The organism is Pedosphaera parvula Ellin514, assembly GCF_000172555.1.
Classification (GTDB): domain Bacteria; phylum Verrucomicrobiota; class Verrucomicrobiia; order Limisphaerales; family Pedosphaeraceae; genus Pedosphaera.
Genome location: NZ_ABOX02000003.1, coordinates 16,141 through 42,058, shown reverse-complemented (window position 1 = coordinate 42,058; position 25,918 = coordinate 16,141). Strand labels below are relative to the sequence as shown.

General features: G+C 54.1%; 18 protein-coding genes and 2 pseudogenes. 14 read left to right on the top strand and 6 right to left on the bottom strand.

Going from position 1 to position 25,918, the window contains the following annotated elements; genetic code table 11:
* Positions 1–62 precede the first annotated feature (62 nt).
* Entirely contained in the window at positions 63–1,616 is a 1,554-nt protein-coding gene (locus tag CFLAV_RS02595) for a DegQ family serine endoprotease (RefSeq protein ID WP_007413046.1), read from the bottom strand.
* Between the two features lie 736 nt (positions 1,617–2,352).
* On the opposite strand from CFLAV_RS02595, the gene CFLAV_RS02585 reads away from it, so the two are divergent.
* From CFLAV_RS02585 to CFLAV_RS02570, 5 genes and pseudogenes are all read left to right on the top strand, one after another.
* Entirely contained in the window at positions 2,353–3,465 is a 1,113-nt protein-coding gene (locus CFLAV_RS02585; protein WP_007413044.1) for an enolase C-terminal domain-like protein, read from the top strand.
* 257 nt (positions 3,466–3,722) lie between these two features.
* Positions 3,723–4,070: pseudogene (locus CFLAV_RS37805) on the top strand (DUF5009 domain-containing protein); the annotation flags it as partial.
* A gap of 31 nt (positions 4,071–4,101) precedes the next feature.
* Positions 4,102–4,683, top strand: a pseudogene (locus CFLAV_RS02580) (FAD-dependent oxidoreductase); the annotation flags it as partial.
* 12 nt (positions 4,684–4,695) lie between these two features.
* Positions 4,696–5,664, top strand: a complete 969-nt coding sequence (locus tag CFLAV_RS02575) for a hypothetical protein (RefSeq protein WP_007413040.1) — start codon at positions 4,696–4,698, stop codon at positions 5,662–5,664.
* A gap of 78 nt (positions 5,665–5,742) precedes the next feature.
* Positions 5,743–6,510: a hypothetical protein gene (locus tag CFLAV_RS02570; RefSeq protein ID WP_007413039.1), complete on the top strand. Its 768-nt coding sequence runs from the start codon at positions 5,743–5,745 to the stop codon at positions 6,508–6,510.
* 335 nt (positions 6,511–6,845) lie between these two features.
* On the opposite strand, the gene CFLAV_RS02560 is transcribed toward CFLAV_RS02570, so the two are convergent.
* Positions 6,846–7,559 (bottom strand): GNAT family N-acetyltransferase, encoded by a 714-nt coding sequence (locus CFLAV_RS02560; RefSeq protein ID WP_040546651.1) that lies wholly within the window; start codon positions 7,557–7,559, stop codon positions 6,846–6,848.
* A gap of 159 nt (positions 7,560–7,718) precedes the next feature.
* Between CFLAV_RS02560 and CFLAV_RS02555 the strand changes: the two genes are divergently transcribed.
* Both CFLAV_RS02555 and CFLAV_RS02550 read left to right on the top strand, forming a co-directional pair.
* Positions 7,719–8,726 carry a zinc-dependent alcohol dehydrogenase family protein gene (locus CFLAV_RS02555; protein ID WP_007413037.1) on the top strand — a complete coding sequence of 336 codons (1,008 nt, stop codon included), beginning with the start codon at positions 7,719–7,721 and terminating at the stop codon, positions 8,724–8,726.
* Positions 8,727–8,784: 58 nt separating this feature from the next.
* The gene (locus CFLAV_RS02550; RefSeq protein ID WP_150107242.1) at positions 8,785–9,168 is read left to right on the top strand and encodes a hypothetical protein; all 384 of its coding nucleotides are present in this window, start codon (positions 8,785–8,787) and stop codon (positions 9,166–9,168) included.
* Positions 9,169–9,324: 156 nt separating this feature from the next.
* On the opposite strand, the gene CFLAV_RS02545 is transcribed toward CFLAV_RS02550, so the two are convergent.
* Both CFLAV_RS02545 and CFLAV_RS02540 read right to left on the bottom strand, forming a co-directional pair.
* Entirely contained in the window at positions 9,325–10,008 is a 684-nt protein-coding gene (locus tag CFLAV_RS02545; RefSeq protein ID WP_007413035.1) for an FxLYD domain-containing protein, read from the bottom strand.
* A complete protein-coding gene (locus CFLAV_RS02540) occupies positions 10,001–10,192 on the bottom strand; it encodes a hypothetical protein (RefSeq protein WP_007413034.1) in 192 nt (63 codons plus the stop codon). The genes CFLAV_RS02545 and CFLAV_RS02540 overlap by 8 nt, the downstream gene beginning before the upstream one ends.
* Positions 10,193–10,200: 8 nt before the next feature.
* Here CFLAV_RS02540 and CFLAV_RS02535 point away from each other — a divergent pair, with 8 nt between their 5' ends.
* The 5 genes from CFLAV_RS02535 to CFLAV_RS02515 all read left to right on the top strand — a co-directional run bounded on the left by CFLAV_RS02535 (position 10,201) and on the right by CFLAV_RS02515 (position 17,533).
* Complete coding sequence (locus CFLAV_RS02535; RefSeq protein WP_007413033.1) at positions 10,201–10,896, top strand: TetR/AcrR family transcriptional regulator; 696 nt, start codon at positions 10,201–10,203, stop codon at positions 10,894–10,896.
* Positions 10,897–10,899: 3 nt separating this feature from the next.
* Positions 10,900–12,096 carry an efflux RND transporter periplasmic adaptor subunit gene (locus CFLAV_RS02530; protein ID WP_007413032.1) on the top strand — a complete coding sequence of 399 codons (1,197 nt, stop codon included), beginning with the start codon at positions 10,900–10,902 and terminating at the stop codon, positions 12,094–12,096.
* Positions 12,097–12,110: 14 nt separating this feature from the next.
* Positions 12,111–15,290 (top strand): efflux RND transporter permease subunit, encoded by a 3,180-nt coding sequence (locus CFLAV_RS02525; RefSeq protein ID WP_007413031.1) that lies wholly within the window; start codon positions 12,111–12,113, stop codon positions 15,288–15,290.
* Positions 15,283–16,740 carry an efflux transporter outer membrane subunit gene (locus tag CFLAV_RS02520; protein ID WP_007413030.1) on the top strand — a complete coding sequence of 486 codons (1,458 nt, stop codon included), beginning with the start codon at positions 15,283–15,285 and terminating at the stop codon, positions 16,738–16,740. Before CFLAV_RS02525 ends, CFLAV_RS02520 begins: the two co-directional genes overlap by 8 nt.
* A gap of 133 nt (positions 16,741–16,873) precedes the next feature.
* On the top strand, positions 16,874–17,533 hold the full coding sequence (locus tag CFLAV_RS02515; protein ID WP_007413029.1) for a peptidoglycan recognition protein family protein: 660 nt from the start codon (positions 16,874–16,876) through the stop codon (positions 17,531–17,533).
* A 146-nt stretch (positions 17,534–17,679) separates the two neighbouring features.
* Here CFLAV_RS02515 and CFLAV_RS02510 read toward each other — a convergent pair whose 3' ends face one another.
* Together CFLAV_RS02510 and CFLAV_RS02505 are read right to left on the bottom strand one after the other, a co-directional pair.
* Positions 17,680–18,402, bottom strand: a complete 723-nt coding sequence (locus CFLAV_RS02510) for a choice-of-anchor Q domain-containing protein (protein WP_150107241.1) — start codon at positions 18,400–18,402, stop codon at positions 17,680–17,682.
* Positions 18,395–23,506 (bottom strand): beta strand repeat-containing protein, encoded by a 5,112-nt coding sequence (locus CFLAV_RS02505; protein ID WP_160164464.1) that lies wholly within the window; start codon positions 23,504–23,506, stop codon positions 18,395–18,397. The genes CFLAV_RS02510 and CFLAV_RS02505 overlap by 8 nt, the downstream gene beginning before the upstream one ends.
* Positions 23,507–24,011: 505 nt before the next feature.
* Between CFLAV_RS02505 and CFLAV_RS35385 the strand changes: the two genes are divergently transcribed.
* The gene (locus CFLAV_RS35385; protein WP_160164463.1) at positions 24,012–24,179 is read left to right on the top strand and encodes a hypothetical protein; all 168 of its coding nucleotides are present in this window, start codon (positions 24,012–24,014) and stop codon (positions 24,177–24,179) included.
* Positions 24,180–24,543: 364 nt separating this feature from the next.
* The gene (locus tag CFLAV_RS02490) at positions 24,544–25,899 is read left to right on the top strand and encodes a DUF1501 domain-containing protein (protein WP_237712355.1); all 1,356 of its coding nucleotides are present in this window, start codon (positions 24,544–24,546) and stop codon (positions 25,897–25,899) included.
* Positions 25,900–25,918: the final 19 nt, after the last annotated feature.

Genomic DNA, 25,918 nt, shown 5'->3' with positions numbered 1-25,918 from the left:
CAAAAAAGAACAGCCGCCCCCCTGGTGTCCAGGTCAAGAGGGCGGCTGAGAACCATGAACCCTTATTTACCCGACTTGCTCTCATCCACCACGACGTAGCGACTACCACTCGCTTCGCCGCGTTTGCTCCAAACCTTGAGCAAAATGGCTTTATCCTTAAGATTTTCAGTAAGTTTTACCGCTTCATCCGCGTTGTGCACGGGTTGGCGATTGATTTCCTGGATGATATCGCCCGGGCGTAATCCCGCTTCGTAGGCGGCGGAATCCTGGTCCACATCACTCACTGCCGCTCCTTCGAGGTTTTTGGGCACGCCCAGTTGATTGCGAGCCTGATTATCCAAATCAGCCACGGCAACCCCATGGAGGGCATCGTTATCGTTGCTATTGCCGTTATCGGCTCTCTCGGTTTTTTCCGAGCCTGGCAACTCCTTCAGCAAAACCTTGAGAGTTTGCTCCTTGCCTTCGCGCAGGACCTTCACCGGAACAGACGAGCCTGGAGTTGTTTGTGCGACCTGCAGTTTCAGGTGACGACTGTCGCTCACTGGTTTGTTATTGAAGGTGAGAATTACATCACCGCTCTTGATGCCAGCTTTGAGTGCAGGGCTATCAGGCGAGACATCGCCGACGAGCGCACCTTTTTCATCAGGCAGTTTGAAGGTTTTGGAGAGGCTGGGATTCAGATCCTGAATGCTAACACCGAGGAACCCACGAACCACGCGACCGTTTTTAATCAAGCTTTCCATGACGTTGCGGGCGAGATTGATGGGGACGGCAAAGCCGACGCCCTGGTATCCACCGCTGCGGCTGAGGATGGCAGTATTGATGCCGATCAGGCGGCCATCAGCATCGACGAGCGCGCCACCCGAGTTGCCAGGATTAATGGCAGCATCGGTTTGGAGGAAGTCTTCGTAGTCGACTCCCACGTTGCCACGACCCGTGGCACTTATGATACCCATGGTGACACTTTGACCAATGCCGAACGGGTTACCAATGGCGAGGGAGATGTCGCCCACTTCAATCTTATCGCTGTCCGCGATGGTGATGGGAGGCAAATCCTTGGCATCGATTTTGATAACCGCAATGTCCGTCTTCGGATCGCGTCCAATGACTTTGGCGGTGAATTCACGACCGTCATTCAGGGATACCTTGATTTCATCCGCATCCTCAACGACGTGGTTATTGGTCAGGATGTAACCGTCCTTGTTGACGATGACACCGGAGCCCAAGCCATACTGCTTTGGCGAGCGCATCGTGCGACCGCCACGATTGGGACCAGCGCCACCGCGCGGGTTGAATTGATCACCAAAGAAGCGACGGAGGAAATCTTCGTCAGGGTAGGGAGAGTTCGGCAAATCCATATTTTTGGATTTGCTGGTGACTTCAACCTTTACCACGCTGGGGGCAACTTTTTTGACTACCGGCGCGAAGCTGGTTCCAAACCGGCCATCCCGCTGGACGGGGGTGTCATTTACGTTGAGAGCCACGGTCGTGACCTTGGGTGCGTCATTGGCCATGACCAGGTGATTGACGGCCAGACTGGAGCCAGCCACAACGAGTGCGCCGGCCAGCAGGCTCACCCGAAGATTAGAGCAGAGTTTGAGAAATGAGCGTTTCATATTTTGTGATTACGGTTTCAAATTATTTACCGTGTCGTGCTGTTAAAATTACACCACAAGCTGACAGGAATCTTTCCGGAATATTACAAATTTGTAAGGAAGCAGGCCTATACCGAATGCCAAAATTAATTTCCGGAATGGGGAAAAGAACCGGAATGAAAGGAGTCAATAAGCCGGATGAAAGTGGAGACTGAAAAAGCCATGGCCTTGGGGACGAGGAACTTCGTTAGTCATTGGGTACAGGGTGCTTTTGATTTGAGGCGGCGTTGTCGGCCTTGCCTTGGAGCCTGATTTAAAATTAGGGAGGGTGCTGCGGTTGGGGATTTTGGCTGCGGCCAAGTCGGCGAGGCCGGAGCATCCCCGCCAGCGGGAGGGCCGAGCCAACGCAGGCTGCGGCCAAAAGCACCGCCGCCCGGAGGGTTTTCGCGCCAAAGGCCGTCTGGCGGCGTTGCTCCTCAGTCGAAGATCCACCAGGGATATTCTCCTTCGTCGCGCCTTGCCATCCGGCCTTTTGCGCGAAAACAGCACCCTCCCTAATTTTAAAATCAGGCTCTTAAACCAAAATCCCTCCTGCCATTCGGAAATTTCTTTCGGCATTCGGTATATGTGGCCGCGCATGAGGTGAAGACCCCTCTGGAGCGAACCAGCGGAGTAACGGATTTTTTAAACAGGTCAATTGACAACGACCAGATTGTTTTCCTCATTCGTGAAGATTTCTCGCAATTCAGAACAGAGAATGTTTGAAAAGGCGTCTTCCAAAGATTTTCCAAACATCCGCAAGCTTCAGGTTTCAGCCTATAAGATTCCCACCGATGGTCCCGAGTCCGATGGCACCATGGAGTGGACATCCACGACGATGATTCTGGTAGAGGCATTTGCGGGGAGGACAAAGGGACTGGGCTTCAGTTATGCAAGCGAAAGCACAGGTGTATTAATTCAAGAGAAGCTCACTGAGGTTGTCATCGGTCGAAATGCAATGGATGTGCCGGGAGCCTGGGAATCCATGGTGAGATCCATTCGAAATTTGGGACGGCCAGGAATCGCGTCGATGGCGATATCAGCGGTCGATATTGCCCTATGGGATTTGAAAGCGCGTCTGCTCGGTGTGCCACTGGTAAAATTGTTGGGAGCAGTCCGTGGTTTCATACCGGCCTATGGAAGTGGCGGATTTACGTCTTATTCGAATGAACAATTAAGAAGGCAATTGCAAGACTGGGCTAAGAAGGGATTGCGCTACGTAAAAATGAAAGTTGGACGAGATTCTGAGAAAGATCCGTCCAGGGTGCTGGAGGCGAGAAAAGCGATTGGAGAAACAGTCGGGCTTTTTGTGGATGCGAACGGCGCTTACCATCCCAAAGGGGCATTGGCGCGGGCCTCGCAGTTTGCGGAGTGCCGCGTAAGCTGGTTCGAAGAGCCGGTTTCTTCGGACGATTTGGAGGGCCTGTGTTTTGTGCGGGAGCATGCACCTTTCGGAATGGACATTGCAGCGGGAGAATATGGGTATGATCAAACGTATTTTCTAAGAATGTTGAGTGCGGAGGCAGTGGACGTGCAGCAGGCTGACGCCACGCGTTGCGGAGGCATTACAGGTTTTATGCATGCTGGTACCCTCTGCGAGGCGTTTGGCAGACCACTTTCAGCACACACGGCGTCGTCCGTGCATGTCCATCCCTGCTGTGCGTTGGTGCCGGCACGAAACGTGGAATATTTTCATGATCACGCACGCATTGAACATTTGCTCTTTGAAGGAGCAGCGGAACCAGTAAAGGGGGATTTGCACCCCAATCTTGCGAAACCAGGATTAGGATTGGATTTTAAGAAAAGAGATGCCGAGCAATTTAAAATCTAAGTCGAAAAGAAAGGAAATGTTATGGATGTATTTTGGTTCGTTCCAGTATTGCTGGCTGTTATAATAGGTATCTGGGTTTTTTACATCCGGATCATGAGGTCGGGAGGAGAAGGGGTGAGGAAGGAAGGCAAGACCTTGGTTGACAAGGATGATCGCGGATTGCCGCCCCCGTTCTAAGAAAAGTGAAGTGTAGTTGCAATCACGGGTTCCTGATTGATTCATCGCGTGTGATTAAGGCTAACTAGTCGGGTTGTAAAATGCCTGACTTAGTTCCATCAGTACCGCGACCGGTTGTTGCAAACGAGATTACCACTCCGAAGCGCACCTCCCAAGGTCGTACCTATGCATTGGAGGCACTCAGAGCGTTTGCAATTCTGGCCATGGTCCTCTCCGGGCAACTTCCATTTGATCAAAACTCCCTTCCAGCGCGGATGTATCATGCACAGGAGCCGTCGCTAACGCATGGGGTGGACTTAACCCTGCCTGTCACCACACGGGTCGATCTCGACTTCCCATTCCTCCTTTACTCAATTGGTCCGGCTTTTCCTTTGGCTCTGACGCAAGGGACCGAGCAAGGCATCTCCAAAGTCACGTGTTCCATTCTCGAAAGAGGCTTTCTATTGGGAATTTTTTGGACTTTATGTACAAACCGTTCGGCCTGGCTGGAAGGGATTACGGCTGAGGTCGAAGATTGTGGGAACAGAGGATGGATTGGCAAAGTATCCCTACATTCGCGAAAGCCGTCGCATACGGGCGGAATTTACGATTCTGGAGCAACACGTGGCAACACTTGCGCGAATGCTGGAAACCGGGTTGAATAGAGAGCAAGTGACCGCAGCACCCTTCAAGGATTCGGTGGGCATTGGAAGCTACCGCATCGATGTGCATGCTACGAGTTCCGGGGATGCCGGCGTTTACCTGAGTACGGTGCCTTTCCAAATTCCATTGGGTGCACTCATTCCACAACGGATGGAGAACCTTCTTCCAGCCTGCAAAAACCTGGGAGTAACGCATATTACAAACGGTTGCTATCGATCGCACCCGGTGGAATGGAACATTGGGGAATCAGCAGGGATGTTGGTGGCATTTTGTTTGAAGCAACACCGGATGCCGAGAGAAGTTCGCAATAGCGATGAACATTTGAGTGATTTTCAGAAAATGCTGGGTAATGACGGTATGCCAATTGAATGGCCAAAAGGGAAGGTCTGGCCCATCTAGAACTTCAAGTTAATGCAAAATAACAGAGCAGAACGAACGAGTACCCGCTGCCGGGCGGTCTTTGGCAAGCTACTGTGGCTGGTCATTGCATCGTTGTTTGCAGTGAACGGGATTGTCGCTGCTTCTGTAAAAGGCATCTCAACAAACGCAGTTCATAGTTCAAGGAAAGCACTCGTTCTGGGAAGAGGTCTGCCCTTGAAGGATCCTAATGGAGGTCCGACTCATCCGGAGGGAGCAAAGGATAATTTTCTTAAACTGATGGGAAACCTGAAGAATGATCCCAGGAAAGGGTGGACGTGTGATCTATCGTGGGACTTGATGAAGAAACTGGGGATGAACCCGGAAACCACGTCGTTTGAAGAATTGTTCAGGTATATCGGAACACATCGGCTTGGTTATAGGATTGTGATGCAAAACATGGCGGCGGGGCAATCAATGGCTTTTTGGGGGGCGGCAGTGGACAACGGCATGATGCCGTTTGCGCCGCATTATAACAACACCCATGTAAGGTATAATGATCCTGTAGGATTGAAAGCCGCTGTGGCCGTGGGTGGGGGCACCACCGTGAATTATTACAGCCATGGGGAGAGCCTTGAACTTTACGATGCTTTGCCGAAGTCATTTTCCGGCGGGCAGTTTGAGGATGCGGCTGAAAGCTGGGCCAACCAGGCCGTGGCAGCGAAATTTGCCAGGATTTTGGATGCGCATTCGGAGTACAACATTTGGGATGCCCGTGAGCATTTGCGACAGGCAGGCAGCCGTTTTGCGCAGGGTTGGTCGGAGGCAGAAGGCTTTGGCCGGGTGAATGAAAGCACGGTCGTCACGAACCTTTTTCCGGGAGCGCCGGTTGGATTTTGGGGGGCGAAATCGCCTGATAATCGCAAGGTGAAGTTTACCTGGAGGAATTTTTTGCAGAGCGATTTTGCGGCCACGGTAATCGCGCGCAAGAATGGTCAAATTATCTACGAAGCACGGCACTAACTTTACCTGGGTCAGCGATAAGGAGGGGATGAAGAATTCAAGTTCTGGTCCAAAAATAAATCGGGAGAGACTTCCAGAATGGAAACTTTCAACAGTCGGCGGGTTACGGGACTGGCGAATCACACAGACCTGAGCTGTCTCATCGTGGGAACGCTGACACGCGATGATTTGTTCCTGCGGCAAGGTTACAAAGCCTTTCGGGAAGCCATGCCGAGATGGAAATGCGACCTGGAGTTCAGGTCGCGCATTCCGAGCATTAAGCCCATCACAAATGCTCCTCCTGTCGAGGTGGTGAAAGGAGTGCCGGATTACAAATCGATTGTCTCGGAGGCGATTGAAAGGAGATACAACTTAATGACAGTGCTCGCGCCTCGCGCGGAAACGAACGGCTTGTATGACTTCAAGGAGGAATGGGACAGAGCGGTGGTGAATGGCATCGCGGTGGTCCTCGCACACAATTCCAGTGCATTGTCGGCAGGAGAGAAAAGTGCGTATAAAGATACGCCTCCGCGTTTATTTTCCGCGATCGTGGTTGGCGGTGGAGAAGGCAAAAACGAATGCACGCATGGCCCGGGGTTGGAGTTTTTCGATTTTTTGCCAGCGCATGGAAACCGGCCTGCCGATACATCTCAAAACGCGGGTGCAATCGCGGTCGCAATTAAACTGGCACAAATCCTGGAGGTGAATACGAATTATAATATTTGGGATGCACGACAGCATTTAAGACAGGCGCGAGTCATTACAAGCAGGGTTGGACAGAGGATTCAGGCTATGGCCGCGCGGCTGAGAATCCGGAGCAGATCTCCGAGTTGGAACTGGCACCACCTTTGGAGATCAAGGCTGTGAAGTCGGCGGATGGGAAGTCGGTCGCGTTTTCATGGGAAAATTTTTTACAAAGTGATTTTGTGGAGACCGTCATCACCAAAGGTGACGGCACGATAATTTATCATGGGAGCGGAACACGCCAAACTTGGAAAATTGATTCAAGCATAGACGAGACTTTTCATTTTTACTCACAAGGCAAGACGGGAAAAAGGTCTCGAGAAGAACTTTATACAGTTGTGCCGATGAAGATTTTGTGAGCTTGGGACCAAAGTGCAGCGGTAAGGCAAGCAATGCCCGGGCCGCTGGTCTGGGGTGGGTCCCTCTCCAATGCAGAGCGTCATTGGCAGGACAGCAAGTTAACCTGTAGCCTGTTGAAAGTCTGACAACCGGCTTTTTTGATTTCCCTGCTGGTCGAAGTTGTCGGGATTAAGCCAACGCGTGAAGGCTTGCTGAAGGATGGGCCATTCGGAATCAATGATGGAGAACCAGGCGGTATCGCGGTTGCGCCCCTTAACGACCACGGCCTGGCGAAAGATGCCTTCGAATTGAAAACCGAGACGCTGTGCGGCTGCGCGGGACGGAGCATTGAGAGTGTCGCATTTCCATTCGTACCGACGGTAACCGAGAGAGAAGGCACGCTCCATCATGAGATACATGGCCTCGGTAGCGGCGGGAGTGCGTTGCAGAAGAGGAGAGAATTGTACGTGACCGACTTCGATGGAACCAGCGGCGGGTGTAATGCGGAGATAAGCGGCCATGCCGACCGGGCGGTGGAGTTTTTGATCAATGATAGTAAAACAGAGCGGGTCGTTGCCCGTGTAAGTGGCGACCATCCAGTTGTGGTAGGCCTCAAATGTTTCGAAGGGACCGTAAGGGAGATAGGTCCACATCCTGTTTTCCAGGTCAAGCGAGCAAGCCGCGAAGAGGGAAGGGCCGTGAAGATCGGGATTAAGTGGCTCCAAACGGCAAAAGCGGCCTTGCATGGGTTCGCGCAAAGGATATGGCGGCGCCTGCCAGTTCGGCAGGGGAAAGCTGATTGGCTGATCGAGATGGTTTTTGTACTGTGACATGCCAGTGAGAGAGATAGCAGGAGAACAAATATTGGAGAAGCGATTAATCAGGCGCGGTTGAATCCCGTCTGCATGAGAACTCCTTTTCATTTGCTGTTTGTCTGTTCCTGCTGAAAGTTACCGGCGGCAGTAGTCAACCACATTGGAAGAAAGGGAACCATGAAGGCTTTTGAGATTCAAAAATTTGGATTGGAATCGTTGGCAATGGCGGAACGGCCCATGCCAAAACCTGCGGCAGGACAGGCATTGGTGAAGATGCGGGCAGTCTCGCTGAACTTTCGCGATTTGATGATGGTGAAGGGGCATTATAATCCCAAGCTGAAGATGCCACTTGTTCCCTTGTCAGATGGGGTTGGCGAGGTGGTGGAGGTTGGGCCGGGAGCGAAGCGCGTGAAGGTGGGAGATCGGGTGTGTGGAATTTTTATGCAGCGCTGGCTCGCCGGAGGTGTGAGTGACGAAGTGGCGGACTCGGCTTTAGGCGGTGCAATTAATGGGGTAGCTGCGGAGTATGTCCTGTTTGACGAGGATGGGTTGGTGCAGGTGCCAAAGCATTTGACCGATGAGGAAGCGGCGACATTGCCGTGTGCAGCAGTGACGGCGTGGAATGCGGTGATGGTTTCGGGCCGGGTGAAGGCAGGAGATACCGTGCTGTTGCAGGGGACAGGCGGGGTCTCATTGTTTGCGTTACAATTTGCGAAGTTGCACAACGCACGGGTGATTATTACTTCGAGCAGTGATGACAAATTAGAACGGGCGAAGAAGTTGGGTGCGGACGAGTTGATCAACTATAAAACGACACCGGATTGGGAGGAGAAAGCGCGGGGACTTACACACAAGACGGGCGTGGACCATATAGTGGAAGTGGGCGGCGCGGGGACATTGGCGAAATCGTTGCGAGCAGTTTGCGCGGGCGGACATATTGCGTTGATTGGCGTGTTGACCGGCGGAGGTGAGGTAAACCCCATTCCGATTTTGATGAAGAGTGTGCGGGTGCAGGGCATTTATGTTGGGTCACGCGAGATGTTTGAAGCGATGAACCGGGCGATTGAACAGAGCCAGTTGCGTCCCGTGGTGGACAAGGTGTTTCGTTTTGAGGAATTACCACAAGCGCTGAAATACATGGAAACCGGAGCGCATTTCGGGAAGATAGTGGTGAAGATTTCCTAATCATTCTGAGTCATGGCCAGATTGACAACGCCGGGCCAAAAGCTCAGTCTTATGGCAAATGGATGGCAGCCAATCGAGTCGACGTAGAGCTTTATGCTGGAGGGAACTTGTTTCTGTCGGAGCGATGTCGCTCTTTGTTTCCTTGCTTGCCGCCTGCATACAGTCGGTATGGGTTCTGAACCGGCATGGTTACGATAAAACGCAACTGTGGCAGTTGCTTCATCATCCAATCCCAGAAATTTTTTATCTCCTGATCGTTGAAGTGTTCATTACCTTCGTGACGCTTTGGTGCTTCATGATTGCTTCGCGACTAACCCGCTGGCCGATTCTGTTGCTGTGCTGCGCCTTTTGGGTCTGGTTCGGCAGCATTATTGCGAAGACAAAAGGCTATGCTCCCGCCCATGTGTCCAAAGCTGTTGCCGAGTTGAAGAGCGCGCGGTGATCATCTCGCAATTGGTGCAGAGGAAGATGAACATGAGGACGAAGATGATGAAGAAGAAGAGGACTGAGAGCTTCGCAATCCTGTCATAAGTGAATCTGCGTAAACGCCGCCTTCCATACTGAAGGCGGCGCGTGCATTTTAAACTGAGAGGCGCGATTATTCCTCTTCCTTGATCGAGTGGACCTTTGCAGAGGTGGCTTTGGAATCGACTACGAGGGCGCGGAATTGCCAGTCGTGGCGGGGTTCTATGACGGTGATGTAATCCTGTGCGGTGCCAAGGTTTTTACCGTTGGCATTGAGGATATCCAGTTCAAGACGAACGCCGAAGCGTTGGTAGTCGGAATCATTTTTGAGGGTGCCGGTGGCATAGACGAGGCTGCTGCCCTTGGTTTTTTCGAGTTTGATTTCGCCGACGGTGAGATCCGAAATGGATTTGGCTTTTTTATTGATGACCGTGGGATTTGAAATCGCATTGGTTTCCGGGCCAGGGACAGTGGCAGTTGAACTGGCTTCGTTTGAACCGGTGGCAACGACCGCAGGCGCGACGGGGGTGGTGGTGGTTTGCCGGTGCTTCCACATAAACCAGCCAATCACGAGGACAACCAAAAAGATTAGTGCACCGAGGATGCCAGAAAGAGCGATTAGCCGGGAACTTTTACGGGGGGCGAGGTCGGGCGAAACGGGCGTGTCGGATTTTGTTATGGGAGTGGCGGGCGCGACCAGGCGGACGTGGTTGCCGCAATGGGGACAATCGACGACTGAACCAGCGGCTTCAGCGGGGAATTCGATGTGGTTATCGCAGTGTTGGCAGGAGCCTTTTAAATACTTCGCGTCACTCATGGTTATAAATCGCTGAAACCCCATAAGGGGAGAGGCGCAGGAGGACAAGGATAAAATATTCGACATCACGATTGAGAAGACGCGTGCGCAGGCAGAATTGTTCAGGAGGAGAATCACCCAGAGCGGGCAAATAACCAGGTGAATTAAAAAGATTGACCCAAAATATTTCATACGTATGTTTCATACGTTCGTATGAATGTCAGAATTCAGCTAAAGCATGCCAGCGTCGGTGGTGGGAGCGAATCCCATTCAGAAACCCGTAAGCGGGTGCTCGACACTGCCGAGCGGCTCTTCGCAGAGAAGGGCTTGGAAGCGGTGTCGGTTCGCGACATTACGCAGGCGGCGGAAGTCAACCTGGGTGCGATCAATTATCACTTTGGCACCAAGGAAGCCTTGATTGCGGAGGTGTTTGAGCGACGGTTGACGCCTTTGAACCGGGCGCGACTGGCGCAACTGGACGTTTTGGAGAAAGCGACAGGCAGGAAGCCTTTGAAGGTTGAGGAGGTGCTGGACAGTTTCATCAGGCCGGCTTTCGAACAGGCGCAGAATCCTGAGCAAGGCGGGCTTAATTTTTGCAAATTGATGGGACGCTGTCTCGCTGAGCCGAATGTAAATCTGGAAAAATTTATGCTGAAACAATTTCAGCCATTGATGGAACGTTTTGATGCCGCCATGAAGCGCGCGGTTCCCTCGCTGGCTGGAGATGATGTTTTCTGGCGACTGCATTTTACCGTGGGGGCGTTGCATCACTGTCTTCTGACCATGGATCAGCTTGCCCCGAATTGGGTCAAAAATTGCGTTGATATCGAGGAGCAGATTCAACGTCTTATCACTTTCGCGGCTGCGGGTGTTCGGGCGCATCTTCCATCTTCATCTTCAAAATCCTAAAATATGCATTCATCCAAAGTAGTATTTCGTTCGCTTGGTCTCTGCCTGTTGGCCGTGATCTCGATGACCGGTTGCAGTCACAACGAGGCGGCAAGTCAAAAGCAAGGCGAGGGGCCGCCGGTGGAGGTGGGGGTGGTGACGGTGAAGTCCGAAGCGGTGCCGGTGACGACGGAGTTGCCGGGACGAATTGATGCGGTTCGGATGGCGCAGGTGCGGGCGCGGGTGGCCGGTATTTTGCTCAAGCAACTTTTCAAAGAAGGCGCCGATGTGAACGAGGGAGACGTGCTGTTCGAGATCGATCCGGCACCGCTGCATGCCATTTATGACAGTGCCAAGGCAAATGTGGCGAAGGCGGAAGCCAACCTGACCCAGGCGCAGGCGAAGGCGGATCGTTACAAAAACCTGGTGGAGTTCAATGCGGTGAGCAAACAAGATTACGTGGATGCTGTCGCGACGGCGGAGCAGGCCGGAGCGGAGGTGCTGGCGGCGAAGGCGGCGTTGGAGACGGCCTCGTTGAACCTGGGTTACGCGAAAGTTACGGCGCCGATTTCCGGAAAGATCGGCAAGGCGAAGGTAACGGAAGGGGCGCTAGTAGGGCAGAACGAAGCGACGGAACTCGCCGTGATTCAACAGATGGACCCGGTTTATTTTGATTTTACGCAGTCGAGCACCGACGTGCTGCGGTTGAGGCAGGCGCTGAAGAAAGGCAATTTGCAGAGTGTATCTCCAGAGGCAGTGAAGATCAGCTTGTTGTTGGAAGATGGCACCACCTACGCAAACGAGGGAAAGCTGATGTTCTCTGATATTTCGGTCGATCCGACCACGGGGATGATTACCTTGCGCGCGGAATTTCCCAATGCTGAGCGGATGCTGCTGCCCGGGATGTTTGCGCGGGCGCGATTGGAACAGGCCGTGAATAATGAAGCGCTGACGGTGCCACAACGAGGGGTGGCACGTGGCCCGAACGGAACGGCGACAGTATTGGTTGTGGATGCGGATAACAAAGTGCAAAGCCGGTTGGTGCAAGCCGAGACGGCAGTGGGTGATAAGTGGGTGGTTAGCAGCGGAGTGAAAGCGGGAGATCGCGTGATTGTCGAAGGAGTGCAAAAGGTGCGTCCGGGCGCGACGGTTAAGACCGTTCCTTTTGTTGAATCTGAAAAGCAGGAAGCGAGCGCGCAGACGACTCCCAAAGCCAACTAAGGAAGCTTTTCATCATGGCTAAATTTTTCATTGATCGTCCGGTTTTTGCCTGGGTCGTTTCGCTCCTGATCATGTTGATGGGCGGGTTGGCGATTACCAAATTGCCGGTCGCACAATATCCGAACATCGCCCCGCCTTCAGTGTCGGTGACGGCGATTTATGCGGGGGCTTCGGCTGAAACTTTGCAGGACACGGTTACATCTGTCATTGAGCAGCAGATGAACGGCATTGATGGGTTGTTGTATATGTCGTCGACCAGTGAAGCGGCAGGGCAGTCGACCATCACACTCTATTTTCAGCCCGGCACGAACCCGGACATCGCGCAGGTGCAGGTGCAGAACAAATTGCAATTGGCGACACCGAGTCTGCCGGCTTCGGTGCAGCAGCAAGGTGTCACGGTGGCGAAGGCGACCCGCAACTTCCTGCTGTTTTTCACGCTATCCACCGGCGATGGGAGCATGGATGAAATTGCGTTGGGCAATTACATCGCGGCGAATGTGCTTGATCCGATCCGACGTGTGACCGGAGTGGGCGAAGCGAATTTGTTCGGCAGCCAGTATGCCATGCGCATCTGGATGAACCCGGACAAGATGAACAGTTTCAACCTGGGAGCGAGCGATGTCATCAATGCCATCCAGGCGCAGAACATACAGGTGCCGGTTGGTCAATTGGGATCCAGACCGGCGATTGAGGGACAGCAACTCAACGTGACGTTGCAGGGACGCAGCACATTGAGGACGGCGGAGGAATTTGGAAGGATTCAGTTGCGCGTGAATGCGGATGGATCGCGCGTGTTGTTGCGGGATGTGGCGAAAGTTTCATTGGGAGGCCAAGACTATGGGACGCAGGCGCGCGTGAATGGGCGTCCATCGGCGGCGGTGGCGATCAAACTGACGCCGACGGCGAACGCGCTTTCGACAGCAGATGCAGTGCGGGAAAAGGTGAAGGAGTTGGCGAAGTTCTTTCCACAAGGCGTGCAGGTCGATTTTCCCTACGATAGTTCGGCGTTCGTGCGCATCTCGGTGGAAGAAGTGATCAAGACTCTCGTGGAGGCCATCGTGCTGGTGTTTTTGGTGATGTATCTGTTTTTGCAAAACATCCGGGCGACGTTGATTCCTACGATTGTAGTGCCAGTGGCGTTGTTGGGAACCTTTGCCACGATGTCGGCTTTTGGATTCTCCATCAATGTGTTGACGATGTTCGGCATGGTACTGGCGATTGGTTTGCTGGTCGATGATGCGATTGTCGTGGTGGAAAACGTGGAGCGCATCATGAGCGAAGAGGGACTTTCGCCACAGGAGGCCACGAAGAAAGCGATGAGTCAGATTACCGGGGCGTTGATTGGCATCACGTTGGTGCTGACGGCGGTGTTCATTCCGATGGCATTCTTTGGTGGCTCGGTGGGAGCGATTTATCGTCAGTTCTCACTTTCGCTGGTGGCATCGATGGTGTTCTCGGTGATTTTGGCAATGTCGTTGACGCCGGCATTGTGCGCCACATTGTTGAAGCCGGTGGAGAAGGGGCATCATCATGAAAAGAAAGGATTTTTCGGCTGGTTCAACCGAGGCTTTGCGGCGAGCAGTAGGAAATATCAGAGCATCGTGGCGCGCATGCTGGGGCATGCGGCAGCTTACCTGCTGCTTTACGGAGTGATCCTGGTGGCGGTGGCGATGTTGTATGTGAAGCTGCCTTCGTCCTTCCTGCCGGAAGAGGATCAGGGTTATATCCTCACGAGCATCCAGTTGCCGGTGGGAGCAACGCAGGAACGAACACTCGAGGTGCTCAAGAAGACTGAGGATTATTATCTCAAGCAGCCGGAGACAGACAGCCTCATCACACTGGCCGGGTTTGGTTTCAGCGGACGTGGCCAGAACAACGGCCTGGCGTTTGTGCGATTGAAAGACTGGCGGCAGCGCGTGGGAGTGGAACATTCGGCATCGGGCGTGGTGCGGCGGGCGTTTGGATCGCTGATGGCGGTGAAGGATGCGATCATCTTTCCGCTGAATCCACCGCCGATTTCTGAACTGGGAAATGCGAGCGGGTTCGATTTCCAGTTGCAGGATAAGGCAGGGTTGGGACATGAAGCGTTGATGGCGGCTCGCAACCAGATGTTGCAGATGGCGGCCAAGAATCCATTGCTCGCAGGAGTGCGTCCGCAGGGCTTGGAGGATACGCCGCAGATGAAGATCGATATTGACGAAGCCAAGGCCGGAGCGTTGGGAGTTTCATTGGCGGACATCAATACGACGTTACAGGCCAATTTTGGTTCCTTCTATGTGAACAACTTCGTGAACGGGAATCGCGTGCAGCAAGTGATTGTGCAGTTGGACGCGCCGTATCGCATGCAACCAGAGGATATCAACAAGGTGTACGTGCGGAACAGGAGCGGGACGATGGTGCCGCTTTCCGCGCTGGCGACTTTGAAGTGGACTTACGGGTCACCGCGACTGGAGCGGTATAACGGATTGGCATCGATGGAAATCGTCGGCACGGCGGCACCGGGGAAGAGTTCCGGGGAAGCGATGAAGGCGATGGAGGAGATGGCGAAGCAACTGCCGGTGGGGATTGGCTATGAATGGACGGGACAGTCGTACGAAGAACGACTATCCGGTTCGCAAGCGCCGGCGTTGTATGCCTTGTCGCTGCTGATTGTATTCCTATGTCTCGCGGCATTGTATGAGAGTTGGTCGATTCCATTCTCGGTGTTGCTCGTCGTGCCGTTGGGAATTGTGGGGGCGTTGGTGGCGGCAACGATGCGTGGATTGCCGAATGACGTTTATTTCAAGGTTGGCTTGCTGGCCACCATCGGGTTATCGACGAAAAACGCGATTCTGATTATTGAGTATGCCAAGGATTTGCAGGCGGCGGGCATGGGCTTGATCCAGGCGACATTGGAAGCGGTTCATTTGCGATTGCGTCCGATCTTGATGACCTCCCTGGCGTTCGTGCTGGGGGTGATGCCGCTGGCTTTGAGCCATGGGGCAGGATCAGCGAGCCAACACGCCATCGGGACGGGGGTGGCTGGCGGTATGATTTCCGCGACGGTGCTGGCGATTTTCATGGTGCCGGTGTTCTTCGTAGTTGTGCGACGGATATTCAAGGGCAAGGTGCATGTTGGCAAGGCGGTGGTCGCACCGATTGCGATCACGACGACAGACTCATCCAGTGGTAAAGGGGGCAATTCTCATGCGTAAATCTGTTTTGTATGTTTTAGCCGCTTCAATGGGATTAGTGGGTTGTACCATGATTCCGAAGTACGAACGTCCAACTGCGCCGGTTTCGACGAATTGGCCGAGCGGTCCGGCCTATGTCAAGGGGGCCAGCACCAGCGGGTTGGACGCGAAGGCCGGAAAGGGAGTGGCAACGGCAGACATTGGGTGGCGGGATTTTTTCAGCGATCCGCGTTTGCAACAGCTGATACAGTTGTCATTGACGAACAACCTGGATTTAAGGATTGCAGCGTTGAATGTGGAGCAGACACAGGCGCAGTACCGGATACAACGGTCCGAATTATTTCCGACCATCGACGCTGGCGCCGGATTTACGCGAGCCCGTACACCGGCTGCGTTTTCATTTAATGGCAGGGCGATTACGGCGAGCCAGTATACTGCGAATCTGAGCACAACGGCATACGAGCTGGATTTGTTCGGACGGGTGCGGAGTTTGAGCCGGCAAGCGTTGGAACAGTATTTTGCCACGGAGGAAGCGAGACAGAGCGTCCAAATCTCGTTGGTGGCGCAGGTGGCGATTCAATATCTTACCGAGCGCGAACTGGACGAGCAACTGGTGGTGAGCCGCCAGACACTGGACGCGGTGCAATCATCCTACGAATTAAACCGGCGCAGCTTTGAGGCGGGTGTGGCGTCTGAACTGGATTTGAGGTCGGCGGAGGCACAGGTGGGCTCGGCGAAGGCGAATGTGGCAGCCTATATGCGATTGAGGGCGCAGGCAGTGAATACGCTGGAAGTGCTGGTGGGACAGCCTATTCCGGCAGACCTGCCGGAGGGCAGGGCATTGGACGCGCAAAATTTCGCGAACGATTTGCCCGAGGGATTGCCATCTGATTTACTGCAACGCAGACCGGATATTGTGCAGGCGGAGTATCAGCTCAGGGCAGCGAATGCGAATATTGGCGCAGCCAGGGCGGCATTTTTCCCGAGGGTGACACTGACCGGCGCGGCGGGTGGGGCGAGTTTGCAACTGACTGATCTCTTTAAAGGTCCGGCGGCCGCCTGGAGCTTTTCGCCGCAGATCACGGTGCCTATTTTCACCGGCGGCAGAAACAAGGCCGAACTCGACGTGGCAAAAATCACCAAGCGAATCGAGGTGGCGCAGTACCAGAGGTCGATTCAGAATGGGTTTCGTGAAGTGGCGGATGCTTTGACGGCGCGGGCGATGTTGGAGGATCAAATTCAAGCGCAGGAAACCCAGGTAAAGGCGGAACAGCAGCGTTATTTGCTGGCGGATCGGCGGTATCGGCAGGGCGTGGATAGTTATCTCACCGTTTTGACCGCGCAACAGGATTTATACTCGGCGCAGCAGAGTTTATTGCAGTCACGATTGGCCCGGTTTTCCAACTTCATTACGCTCTATAAGGCGCTGGGAGGCGGATGGCTGGAACGGACGGCGGTGGCCCGGAAGTGAGCGGGAGAAAGTTGGAGGGCGTGACGTCGGGCGCACCAAACATCTGAGTCCATATGAATAAACAGCCATTCGGCCTGACCGTGTATGGCAAATGTTCTGGACAAGGTGAGTTGTCGCGGCCAGAGTGCGCCATATGAAAAATGACAGGGTGCAAACTGGCATTTTAGCCGACCATTTTTCTCTCCTGACTTCCAGGCGTGGCTTTCTCAAATTTTTCGGCGTGGCCGGCCTCGCGTTCGCGTCGAGAGGAGACCTTTACGCAAAAGGGAAGCCTGGCAATTCGGTTCGTTTTACCAAACATGTTCGTGAGCGGACTAGGAAGCTTTCGGTGGAACAAGGGCGTTGGCAGTGGATTGTCGGGCATCATAGTGCGATCAAGAATGGGAATGCGGCCATTTACGATCGGGCACATCGGGAGCGTGGCATGGAGAACGGCCTGGCGTATCATTTCGTGATCGGCAACGGAATTGATTCTGGAGATGGGGAGATTGAGATGGGGCCGAGGTGGTTGAAACAGTTGCAGGGCGGACATGTGCATCGGGAGGAAATCAATGAGGTGGGTATCGGAATTTGTCTGGTTGGGAATTTTGAGGAGACGAAGCCGACACGGAACCAGTTGATGGCTTTTCGAGAGTTGATGGATTATTTGCGGTCCGAAGTTGTGGGAAAGAAGATACGTTTTGCGGTGCACAGGGAGATTGATCCGGGGCGAACGGCATGTCCTGGCCGGTATTTTCCGACGGAGCAAATGCATCGGCTGTACGGGCCATTTGTGCCGACGAATCTGGCCTAGCCTGAGGCAAGATTTTACAATTGAAACCGGGCACATATATCAAGCCGAAGCGGCAGAATGATCGATAGCCGGTGGAGGAAAGGCCTGACCGAACCAGTTCTGAAAAGCCGTGCGAGACATTTCCGGTCATTGACTGTTTCTGCCGGTTACTGCACACCCACGCGGTAATAGACAGGGCCGGACGCAGGGGCGGTGGCATCGGTGTAAGAGGTGGTGCCGGGCAATCCCGGGATATTGGCTTGGATGACTGAAAAAGAGGTGGGCGTGTTTAGGTCGGTGGCTCGCTGCACAAAGTAGCTGCGGTTGGCAACGCTGGTCCATGTGAGAGTAACTTGTCCTGCAGAGCGCGAGGGAGTGGACAGTTTAAGCAGGGAAGCGGCATCGTATGGGTTGGTGCCTGCGCGCCATTCCTGCCAGTTGTTCATGCCGTCGAGGTCTGCATCCGCAAAATCCGCCGAACCATCTGCTGGCAAGCCGTAATTCTGAAGCCAGGCATAGGAGATGGTGGAGGTAGGGGATTGAAATTCGTAAGCCCCGATGTCCACGGTGCCACCGCGGATGCGAGGGTTGCCGTCGAAGTCCACCGTGCCGGGAGCAAAGGTATTGACGCCGGAATTGATGCAGGGGGAATTAAACTGGAGGTGAAAGTTACCGACGGCCGGGTTCACAAACGCTGGAGCGCTGGTGAAATTGCCTGTGCCATTTGCAGGCTGAGGTGTTGTGCAGCAGTAATTGAAGGTGGGAGTGGAGCCAAAATTCGCACCGCTCGGAGCGTTATTAAAATAGACGATGCAATTGTTGAGTGTACCACCACTGCTTCCGCCGTCGTAGTAAGTGGCGGAATTGCTGCTTACCGTGCAGTTATTCAAGGATGCCACCCGATGTGCCGCCGCCAGAGTTTGAGGCTCTATTACCCTTCACTAGGCAATTGTTCAACAGACCTCCATAAGCTCCAGCGCCCGCAACGGCGCCGTTCGTAGCCAGTAGGGAATTGTTTACGGTTCCGTAGGATATTCCACCGCCGTAACTCGCAGAGTTGTTCATGGCAATACAGTTGTTCAATGTGGCAGAGGAAGCGCCGCCGCCATAATTGGCGTTGTTGCCACTGAGGCTGCAGTTGTTTAACACACCAAGGTAAGCTCCCCCGCCATAATTGGCAGCCGAGTTACCAGTTATCACGCAGTTCGACACGACTGTGCCAAGCGATTGACACCACACCCCAGCGCCTGATTGCTCCTGGTTAATATCACCTGCGGCGCGTGTGCCGCCATTTCTCAACGTGAAACCGGACAACACTGCACCGCTGGCCAGATAGACGCATCGCACGGCAGCATCACCGTAGGTGTTATATCCTGAGATGGTAGTCACGCCTGGGCCATTGACGCTAAGCAGGGTCAATGGTTTGGTGACCGCCACCCGATTGCTCATGGCACCATAGACCACACGTCCCCCTGTTTGGTACATACCGTTACTGACCAGGATCAGGGCCCCTGGAGCGGCTGCATCCACGGCATCCTGGATGTTGTTAGCAGCCGTGGACCAAGAGTTGTAAGGCGCACTGGGCGTAATGCTGTTAATGGCCACATAGCAGGTTGGATGCGCGATCACGTGAACGACAGTCGTTGCTGTTACGCCTGAAGGGTAGGTTTCATTCCAGGCCCGCAGCACCACCGAGTAATCTCCCGCTGCCGTCCAAGCATGGGAGACAAAGGGCTGATTGCTCACTATCACGCCGTCTCCAAAATCCCAACTGGAGCCACTGACCTGTCCGGTAATAATCGCGCCCAAATTCAGGATAAAACCTGTCGAGCAATTTGTGTAAGGAAGAGTAATGGCCGCGCTCAAGAGTCCGGTCACCGAACCACTTTGGTATTCATCACAGCCAATGGATGGAGGATTAAGCCATGGCTGGCCATCGATATCGACGCCCTGGGTGTGGGCAGAACTGCCTGCAGCACGGCAGGGGGAATTGACGCTGATGTGCGAGGCGCTGGCAAGTTGAGGATCGGCCGAGATATTGCCGGCACCGCTGTTCGGCAGAGGGGTCGTGCAGGAATAATTTAGTGCGCTTCCCTCAAAATTGGAATTTGTTGGCGCATTATTATAATAGACGATGCAATTATTGAGCGTACTTTGTTCAGCTCCGGCTCCAGAAAAGAGTGCTGAGTTTCCGGTGACAGTGCAGTTGTTCAGCGTGCAAAGGGTGACTCCACCCGCGGTAGAAGCGGAGGAGTTGCCGGCTACCATGCAGTTGTTCAGTGTGCCGTAATAAGCCCCACCGCCGGAAGTGGAGGCCGAGTTGGCGTTTATGGTACAGTTGTTCAATGTGGCCTGGTAAGCTCCGCCGCCGTAAGTGGCTGAGTTGCCTGTCAATGTGCAGTTGTACAGGGTGCCCTGTTCAGCCCCGCCGCCATCATAGCCTGAGTTGCTGGTGAGCGTGGAGTTGAAGACCGTGCAACCGTAAGTCCCAGCGCCATCACCGGCCGAGTTGGCGCTAATGGTACAATTGTTCAACGTGGCTTGATAAGCCCCACCGCCACCGTTAGCCACGTTACCGTTCATCGTGCAATTGCTTAACATGCCCCGGTAGGCCCCGCCACCGCCCAAGGCGGAGTTGCTGCTCACCAGGCAGCCGATCAGTGAGCTGGAATAAGTCCCGCCGCCGTTGTATCGAGCGGAGTTGTTGGTCACGATGCAATTGTTCATCCAGCTAAAACAAGCTGCGCCACCATTGGTGCCTGAGTAGTTGCCGCTGACAGTGCAATTATTGAGGATGCTTAAATATGCCCCGCCTCCATTAGTTGCGACCCAATTGTTTCCGACCGTGCAATTGTTCAACGTGCCTGAGAAATTCCCACCGCCGGAAAAGTTGGCTGAGTTGCCGACAATTATGCAGTTGGACACCGTGCTGCCTGACTCGCACCATACGCCACCAGCCGATCGTTCATAAAGTGCATCACCCGCACTTAGAGTGGCACCATTGGTGAGGGTAAAACCTGATAGTCCCGCCCCGCCGGAGAGATAGACACACCGCACTGCTGCATTGCCGTTGGTGGTTCCGGGGACTTGATAACCCATGATGGTGGTCGTGCCCGGGCCGTTGAGGCTCAGAAGGGCCAATGGTTTAGTTACGGAGATGCGGTTCGTCATTCCTCCATAGATCACGCGTCCTCCAGCCTGGTAGACACCGTTGCTCACCAGGATCAGTGCACCCGGCACTGAGGCGGCATCCACCGCATCCTGGATGTTGGTTGCCGCCGTGTTCCAGGAGTCATAGGGCATTGTGGGAGCGCCGCTGGTCAAGGCCACATAATGAATGGGCTGTGCCACCACGTGCACGATGGCTGTGGCAGTCACGCCATCCGGATAGGAATCGTTCCAGACCCGCAGCACCACGGAGTAATCTCCGGGGGCAGCCCAGGCATGGACGGCATAGAGCTGGTTGGTTGCAAGGACGCCATCGCCAAAGTCCCAGACTGTAGCGGTTGGATGGCCGCCAACGAGTGCTGTGAGGTTCACTGCAAAACCAACCGAGACGTTGGTGAAAGAAAGAGTCAGGTCCGCACTCAAGAGTCCGGTAGCCAAACCACCTTGATATTCGTCACAGCCAATGGAGGGAGGATTGAGCCAGGGTTCACCATCGATATCGAGACCTTGGTTGTAGACGGCGCTGCCCGCACCTCGACAGGGGGAGCCTGCGCTGATGTGCGAAGAATTGATGAGTTGCGGTTCGCTGGTGAGATTGCCTGTGCCTGCCATCGGCATCGGCGTTGTGCACGAGTAGTTAAGGGTGGTGGTTGGGTCAAAATTCGGACTCATCGTTGCATTGTTATAATAAACGATGCTGTTGTTTAGCGTGGCAGCAAATGCCCCACCCGCATTATCGGCTGAGTTGCCGGTCAAGGTGCAATTGTTTAGCATAGCACCGAAAGCACCACCGCCAGAGTAAGTGGCTGAGTTGCCAATAACGGCACAATTGTTCAGCAAGGCATTGAAAGCCCCGCCGCCGTTCGTGGCCGAGTTGCCGTTTAGGGTGCAGTTGTTCAGCAGACTGAAGCCAGCTGCGCCGCCGTTACCAGCCCGGTTGCTGCTCATCGTGCAGTTGTTCAAAGTGGCGAAGTCAGCTCCGCCACTATTGGTGACTGCCGAATTGCCGTTCAACACGCAATTGTTGAACGTGCCAGACTCGGTCCCACCACCGGACGCCCTGGCTGAGTTCGCAGCAATGACACAGTTGGACACCACCGCGCTGCTTGATTGGCACCAAACACCGCCACCAGATTGCTCGTAAAAAGTATCACCCAAACTCCGCGTGGCGCCGTTGGAAAGAGTAAATCCGGACAGCAGCGCACCGCTGGCCAAATACGCGCACCGCACCGCTGCGTTGCCATTGGTAGTTCCCGGGACTTGATAGCCCATGATGGTGGTTACGCCCGGGCCATTGACGCTCTGGAGAGTCAACGGCTTTGTTACCGCCACGCGGTTGGTCATCGCGCCATAAACGACGCGTCCGCCGGTCTGGTAGACACCGTTGCTCACCAAGATCAGCGCCCCTGGTATAGCGGCATCCACGGCGTCCTGAATGTTGGTTGCTGCAGTGGCCCAGGAATCATAAGGAGCGCTGGGAGAATTGTTGCCCAAGGCCACATAGTGGATTGGTTGCGTCACGACATGCACGGCGGCTGTTGCCGTGATGCCGGCGGGATAGGATTCATTCCAGGCGCGCAGGATCACGGAATAATCCCCGGGTGTGGTCCAACTATGAACGGCATAAGGCTGGTTGTTTACGACCGTGCCATCACCAAAGTCCCAACTGGAGCCGGCGGTCTGCCCGGAAATGAGCGAGCCTAGATTTATCCCAAGGCCGACGGGCACATTGGTTTGGGAAACGCTGATCGCCACGCTCAGGAGACCGGTCACCGAACCGCTGATGTATTCATCGCAGCCGATGGAATTGGGACTAAGCCATGACTGGCCATCGATATCGACACCTTGCGGGGAATCGCCCGCGCCGCGGCAGGGGGAGTTGGCGCTGATATGTGAGAAGCTGGCGAGCTGCGGCTCCATTGTGATATTGTGGGAACCTTTAAAAGGGAGAGGCGTCGTGCAACAATTATTCAAAATGGAGGACGAGTCGAAATTCGGGCCATTCGGAGCGCTATTGTAATAGATGATGCAGTTCTTGTTTGCGCTGTTAGCGTAACCGAAAGTGGCAATTCCGCCGCCCGTATGGGAAGCTGAGTTACCAGTCACTGTGCAGTTGTAGAGGGAGGAATAGACAGCGCCGCCGCCGTAATTCGCGGAGTTGCCACTCAGGGTGCAATTGTTCAGCGTGCAGGACGAAGCCGCGCCGCCATAGTCAGCAGAGTTGCCAATCAATGTGCAGTTGTACATTGTGGCACTCCCAGCCGCGCCGCCATCACCACCCGTCGAGTTGCCGATCAGCGTGCAATTCCTCAGGTTGCCGTTCTGAACTCCTCCGCCAGACTGCACCGCCGAGTTTCCAGCTATTACGCAAGAGAATACTGTTATGGCAAAAGATTCACAAAAGATGGCCCCGCCTGAGCCCGTGGTGACGCCATTGGTCAATGTGAAACCAGTCAGATAGGAGCCGTATGCCAAATAGACGCACCGCAAGGAGGCACTAGCGTTGGTGGCGGGCGCTTGATAGCCCCTAATTATGGTTACGGCTGCGCCGTTGACGCTACGGATGTTCAAAGGCACTGTCACGGCAACCCGGCTGCCGGCGCGCCCCCCGGTGGTGTACACGCCGTTAGTCACAAGGATATCGTCATATGACACGGACGCATCCACTGCATCTTGAATGGTGGTGGCGGCGGTGGCCCAGCTCGTGTAGGGAGGGGATGGGGTGGGGTTGTTGACGTTCACGTACTTGGTCTCGGCCCAAGCTCCCGGAGTGGCGCATAGCAGCAATAGGCTGGCGAGCAGGAAAGTGGCGATAGGTCGATTCATGGATTGAAAGGATTTCATGGGATTGAAGGAGCAGGGGATTGGCAAAAGTTGCCTCCCTCCGCCCCATGCATGATTTTGCGCTTCTGTGGTTTCACCTCTCCGTGAGGACGTCACTTCACCTTGAAGTGGGTTCCCAGATTCTGTTTCGAATTCTCTGGAAGAAGGGCGAGATTGTCCAGTGCCGATTTGGTGCAAATGAATTCCGGACCAATGGCATACATGTTGATGGGTGAACCCGGCAGAAGAAGCGACGGAGGACTTGGGTGTGGCAAGCCCATGACGGAGGATCACCTGCTTCCCAGGTGCGGGAAGGGAATCGCGGTTCATCTGCGCGATTGGAAGTTAATGCGTCGTTCTGAGGGTGTAGCCTAAACTTTTTTCAGGGTGGCGACGGGTGGAAAAGGTAAGTGGCTCGCATGAAAGGGATTGTGAGGAATAAACTTTTTTGTCCGTAGTTGTACGGTTGGACAGCGTATGTCCATGATTCATGTGTATGGTGGTTACTATGAATATAAAGAGGAAAGGGGGAGATGAAATCTTCGAATTTAAGGAAGTCGGCTGTGAACCTGGTTGCCTGCTGGATAGACTCGGTTGGCGGGCGACATATGACGGCAAATTGGCGGGCGTTAAGGAACGGTGGGGAGGAAAAGATTTTAATACGCATGCGTGGTAGCCTGAGTTAACACGAGTTAACTGGAGCTAACGGCAGTTAACGGGATAATTATTTTTTTAAAGAGCTTGGATTTGGTATCGGGTTCAGAAATATGAAAAAGCTGGTTGGAAATCTGGGGTTTGGCCGCTTCCGGAGGATGCGGAGTGCGCCAGGATTGAGAATTGGCTCGAAACCTGCGCTTGGGTGTGGTGAGATGACGTGTGATCGGAAAAAGAAATTGGATTTGGTGAAACCCGGGGAGCCCGGATTACGTCTGAGGAATAAAGCGCGATTTCGATTTTAACTATTTAGAGCGAAATGAGATTATGAACATTAACGAGCATACAGCGAAGCCCGAGGATTTTGCGATTACGCGTCGGCAGTTTTGAATCGATTTGGAATGGGGTTTGGCGCGCTGGGGTTGGCGGGATTGCTGGGGCAGGAGATGTTCAGGGATGCCCGGGCGGAGAACGTGCTGGGGTCGCCGTTGGAACCGAGAAATCCGCCATTGCCCGCGAAAGCCAAGCGCGTGGTGCACATTTTTGCACAGGGTGCGCCGTCGCAAGTGGACACGTGGGATCCGAAGCCCGCGCTGGCACAGTATTCGGGCAAATCATTGCCGGGCATGGGAGGAGTGGCGATGCCTTCGCCATTTAAGTTCGAGAAAAAGGGGAGGTCGGGGATTGAGGTAAGCGAGGTGTTTCCGAAGATCGGCGAGCATGTGGATGACATGGCGATCATTCGATCGATGTATACGGATATTCCGGCGCATGAAGTGGCGACCGTGATGATGAACACCGGGTCGTTGCGATTGGCGAAGCCATGCCTGGGGTCATGGACGGTTTATGGATTGGGGACGGAGAATCAGAATATGCCGGGGTTCATTTCATTGCGTCCAGGCGGTGGATTGCCGCCGGGTGGAACGCAGAATTGGCAGGCAGCGTTTTTGCCGGGCGTCTATCAAGGCACGAGTGTGAATACGCAGGCATCGACGGTGGAGGAGATGATTCAAAACATTAAGAATCCATACATCTCGCTTAAAGAACAAAGGAGACAATTGGATTTGATTCATCAGTTGAATGATTTGCACAGTCAGAATTTGCAGAAAGATGCGCAGTTGGAGGCGAGGATCCAGGCTTACGAGATCGCGTTCAAAATGCAGTCGGCGGCGAGCGACGCATTCGACTGGCACAAGGAGCCGGAGTCGGTCAAGGCAGCGTACGGCAATACGACGCAAGGCAGGCAGATGCTTATTGCGAGGCGGTTGTTGGAACGAGGAGTGAGGTTCGTGCAGGTGTGGGCTGGAGGTTGGGATCATCACAATAATATTGAGGAACGGTTGCCTGAGCAGGCAAACCAGATCGATCAGCCGCTCGGAGCGTTTATGGCTGACTTGAAACAACGGGGATTGCTCGACAGCACGCTGGTGATTTGGGGTGGTGAGTTTGGACGCACAGCGACGCGTGATCGCAATGGTAATGATAATCCGGGGCGCGATCACAACAGCAAGGCATTCAGCGTCTGGATGGCTGGCGGCGGCGTGAAGGGCGGAACGATCTACGGTGCCACGGATGAGTTTGGCGCGCGCGCAGTTGAGAATAAAGTGCACATCCACGATTTGCATGCAACCATACTCGCCTTGCTTGGGTTCGATCATACCAAGCTTACCTACCGATATAACGGGCGGGATTTCCGACTCACGGATGTCGCCGGGAATGCGGTGAAGGGAGTTATTGCTTGAACTGCAGGTTATCATGACC

Excerpts from the sequence above, each read along its gene's own strand:
- CFLAV_RS02595 (WP_007413046.1), bottom strand. The coding sequence starts at position 1,616 with ATGAAACGCTCATTTCTCAAACTCTGCTCTAATCTTCGGGTGAGCCTG.
- CFLAV_RS02585 (WP_007413044.1), top strand. The coding sequence starts at position 2,353 with ATGTTTGAAAAGGCGTCTTCCAAAGATTTTCCAAACATCCGCAAGCTT.
- CFLAV_RS02575 (WP_007413040.1), top strand. The coding sequence starts at position 4,696 with ATGCAAAATAACAGAGCAGAACGAACGAGTACCCGCTGCCGGGCGGTC.
- CFLAV_RS02570 (WP_007413039.1), top strand. The coding sequence starts at position 5,743 with ATGGAAACTTTCAACAGTCGGCGGGTTACGGGACTGGCGAATCACACA.
- CFLAV_RS02560 (WP_040546651.1), bottom strand. The coding sequence starts at position 7,559 with ATGTCACAGTACAAAAACCATCTCGATCAGCCAATCAGCTTTCCCCTG.
- CFLAV_RS02555 (WP_007413037.1), top strand. The coding sequence starts at position 7,719 with ATGAAGGCTTTTGAGATTCAAAAATTTGGATTGGAATCGTTGGCAATG.
- CFLAV_RS02550 (WP_150107242.1), top strand. The coding sequence starts at position 8,785 with ATGGATGGCAGCCAATCGAGTCGACGTAGAGCTTTATGCTGGAGGGAA.
- CFLAV_RS02545 (WP_007413035.1), bottom strand. The coding sequence starts at position 10,008 with ATGAGTGACGCGAAGTATTTAAAAGGCTCCTGCCAACACTGCGATAAC.
- CFLAV_RS02540 (WP_007413034.1), bottom strand. The coding sequence starts at position 10,192 with ATGAAACATACGTATGAAATATTTTGGGTCAATCTTTTTAATTCACCT.
- CFLAV_RS02535 (WP_007413033.1), top strand. The coding sequence starts at position 10,201 with ATGAATGTCAGAATTCAGCTAAAGCATGCCAGCGTCGGTGGTGGGAGC.
- CFLAV_RS02530 (WP_007413032.1), top strand. The coding sequence starts at position 10,900 with ATGCATTCATCCAAAGTAGTATTTCGTTCGCTTGGTCTCTGCCTGTTG.
- CFLAV_RS02525 (WP_007413031.1), top strand. The coding sequence starts at position 12,111 with ATGGCTAAATTTTTCATTGATCGTCCGGTTTTTGCCTGGGTCGTTTCG.
- CFLAV_RS02520 (WP_007413030.1), top strand. The coding sequence starts at position 15,283 with ATGCGTAAATCTGTTTTGTATGTTTTAGCCGCTTCAATGGGATTAGTG.
- CFLAV_RS02515 (WP_007413029.1), top strand. The coding sequence starts at position 16,874 with ATGAAAAATGACAGGGTGCAAACTGGCATTTTAGCCGACCATTTTTCT.
- CFLAV_RS02505 (WP_160164464.1), bottom strand. The coding sequence starts at position 23,506 with ATGAATCGACCTATCGCCACTTTCCTGCTCGCCAGCCTATTGCTGCTA.
- CFLAV_RS35385 (WP_160164463.1), top strand. The coding sequence starts at position 24,012 with ATGAATATAAAGAGGAAAGGGGGAGATGAAATCTTCGAATTTAAGGAA.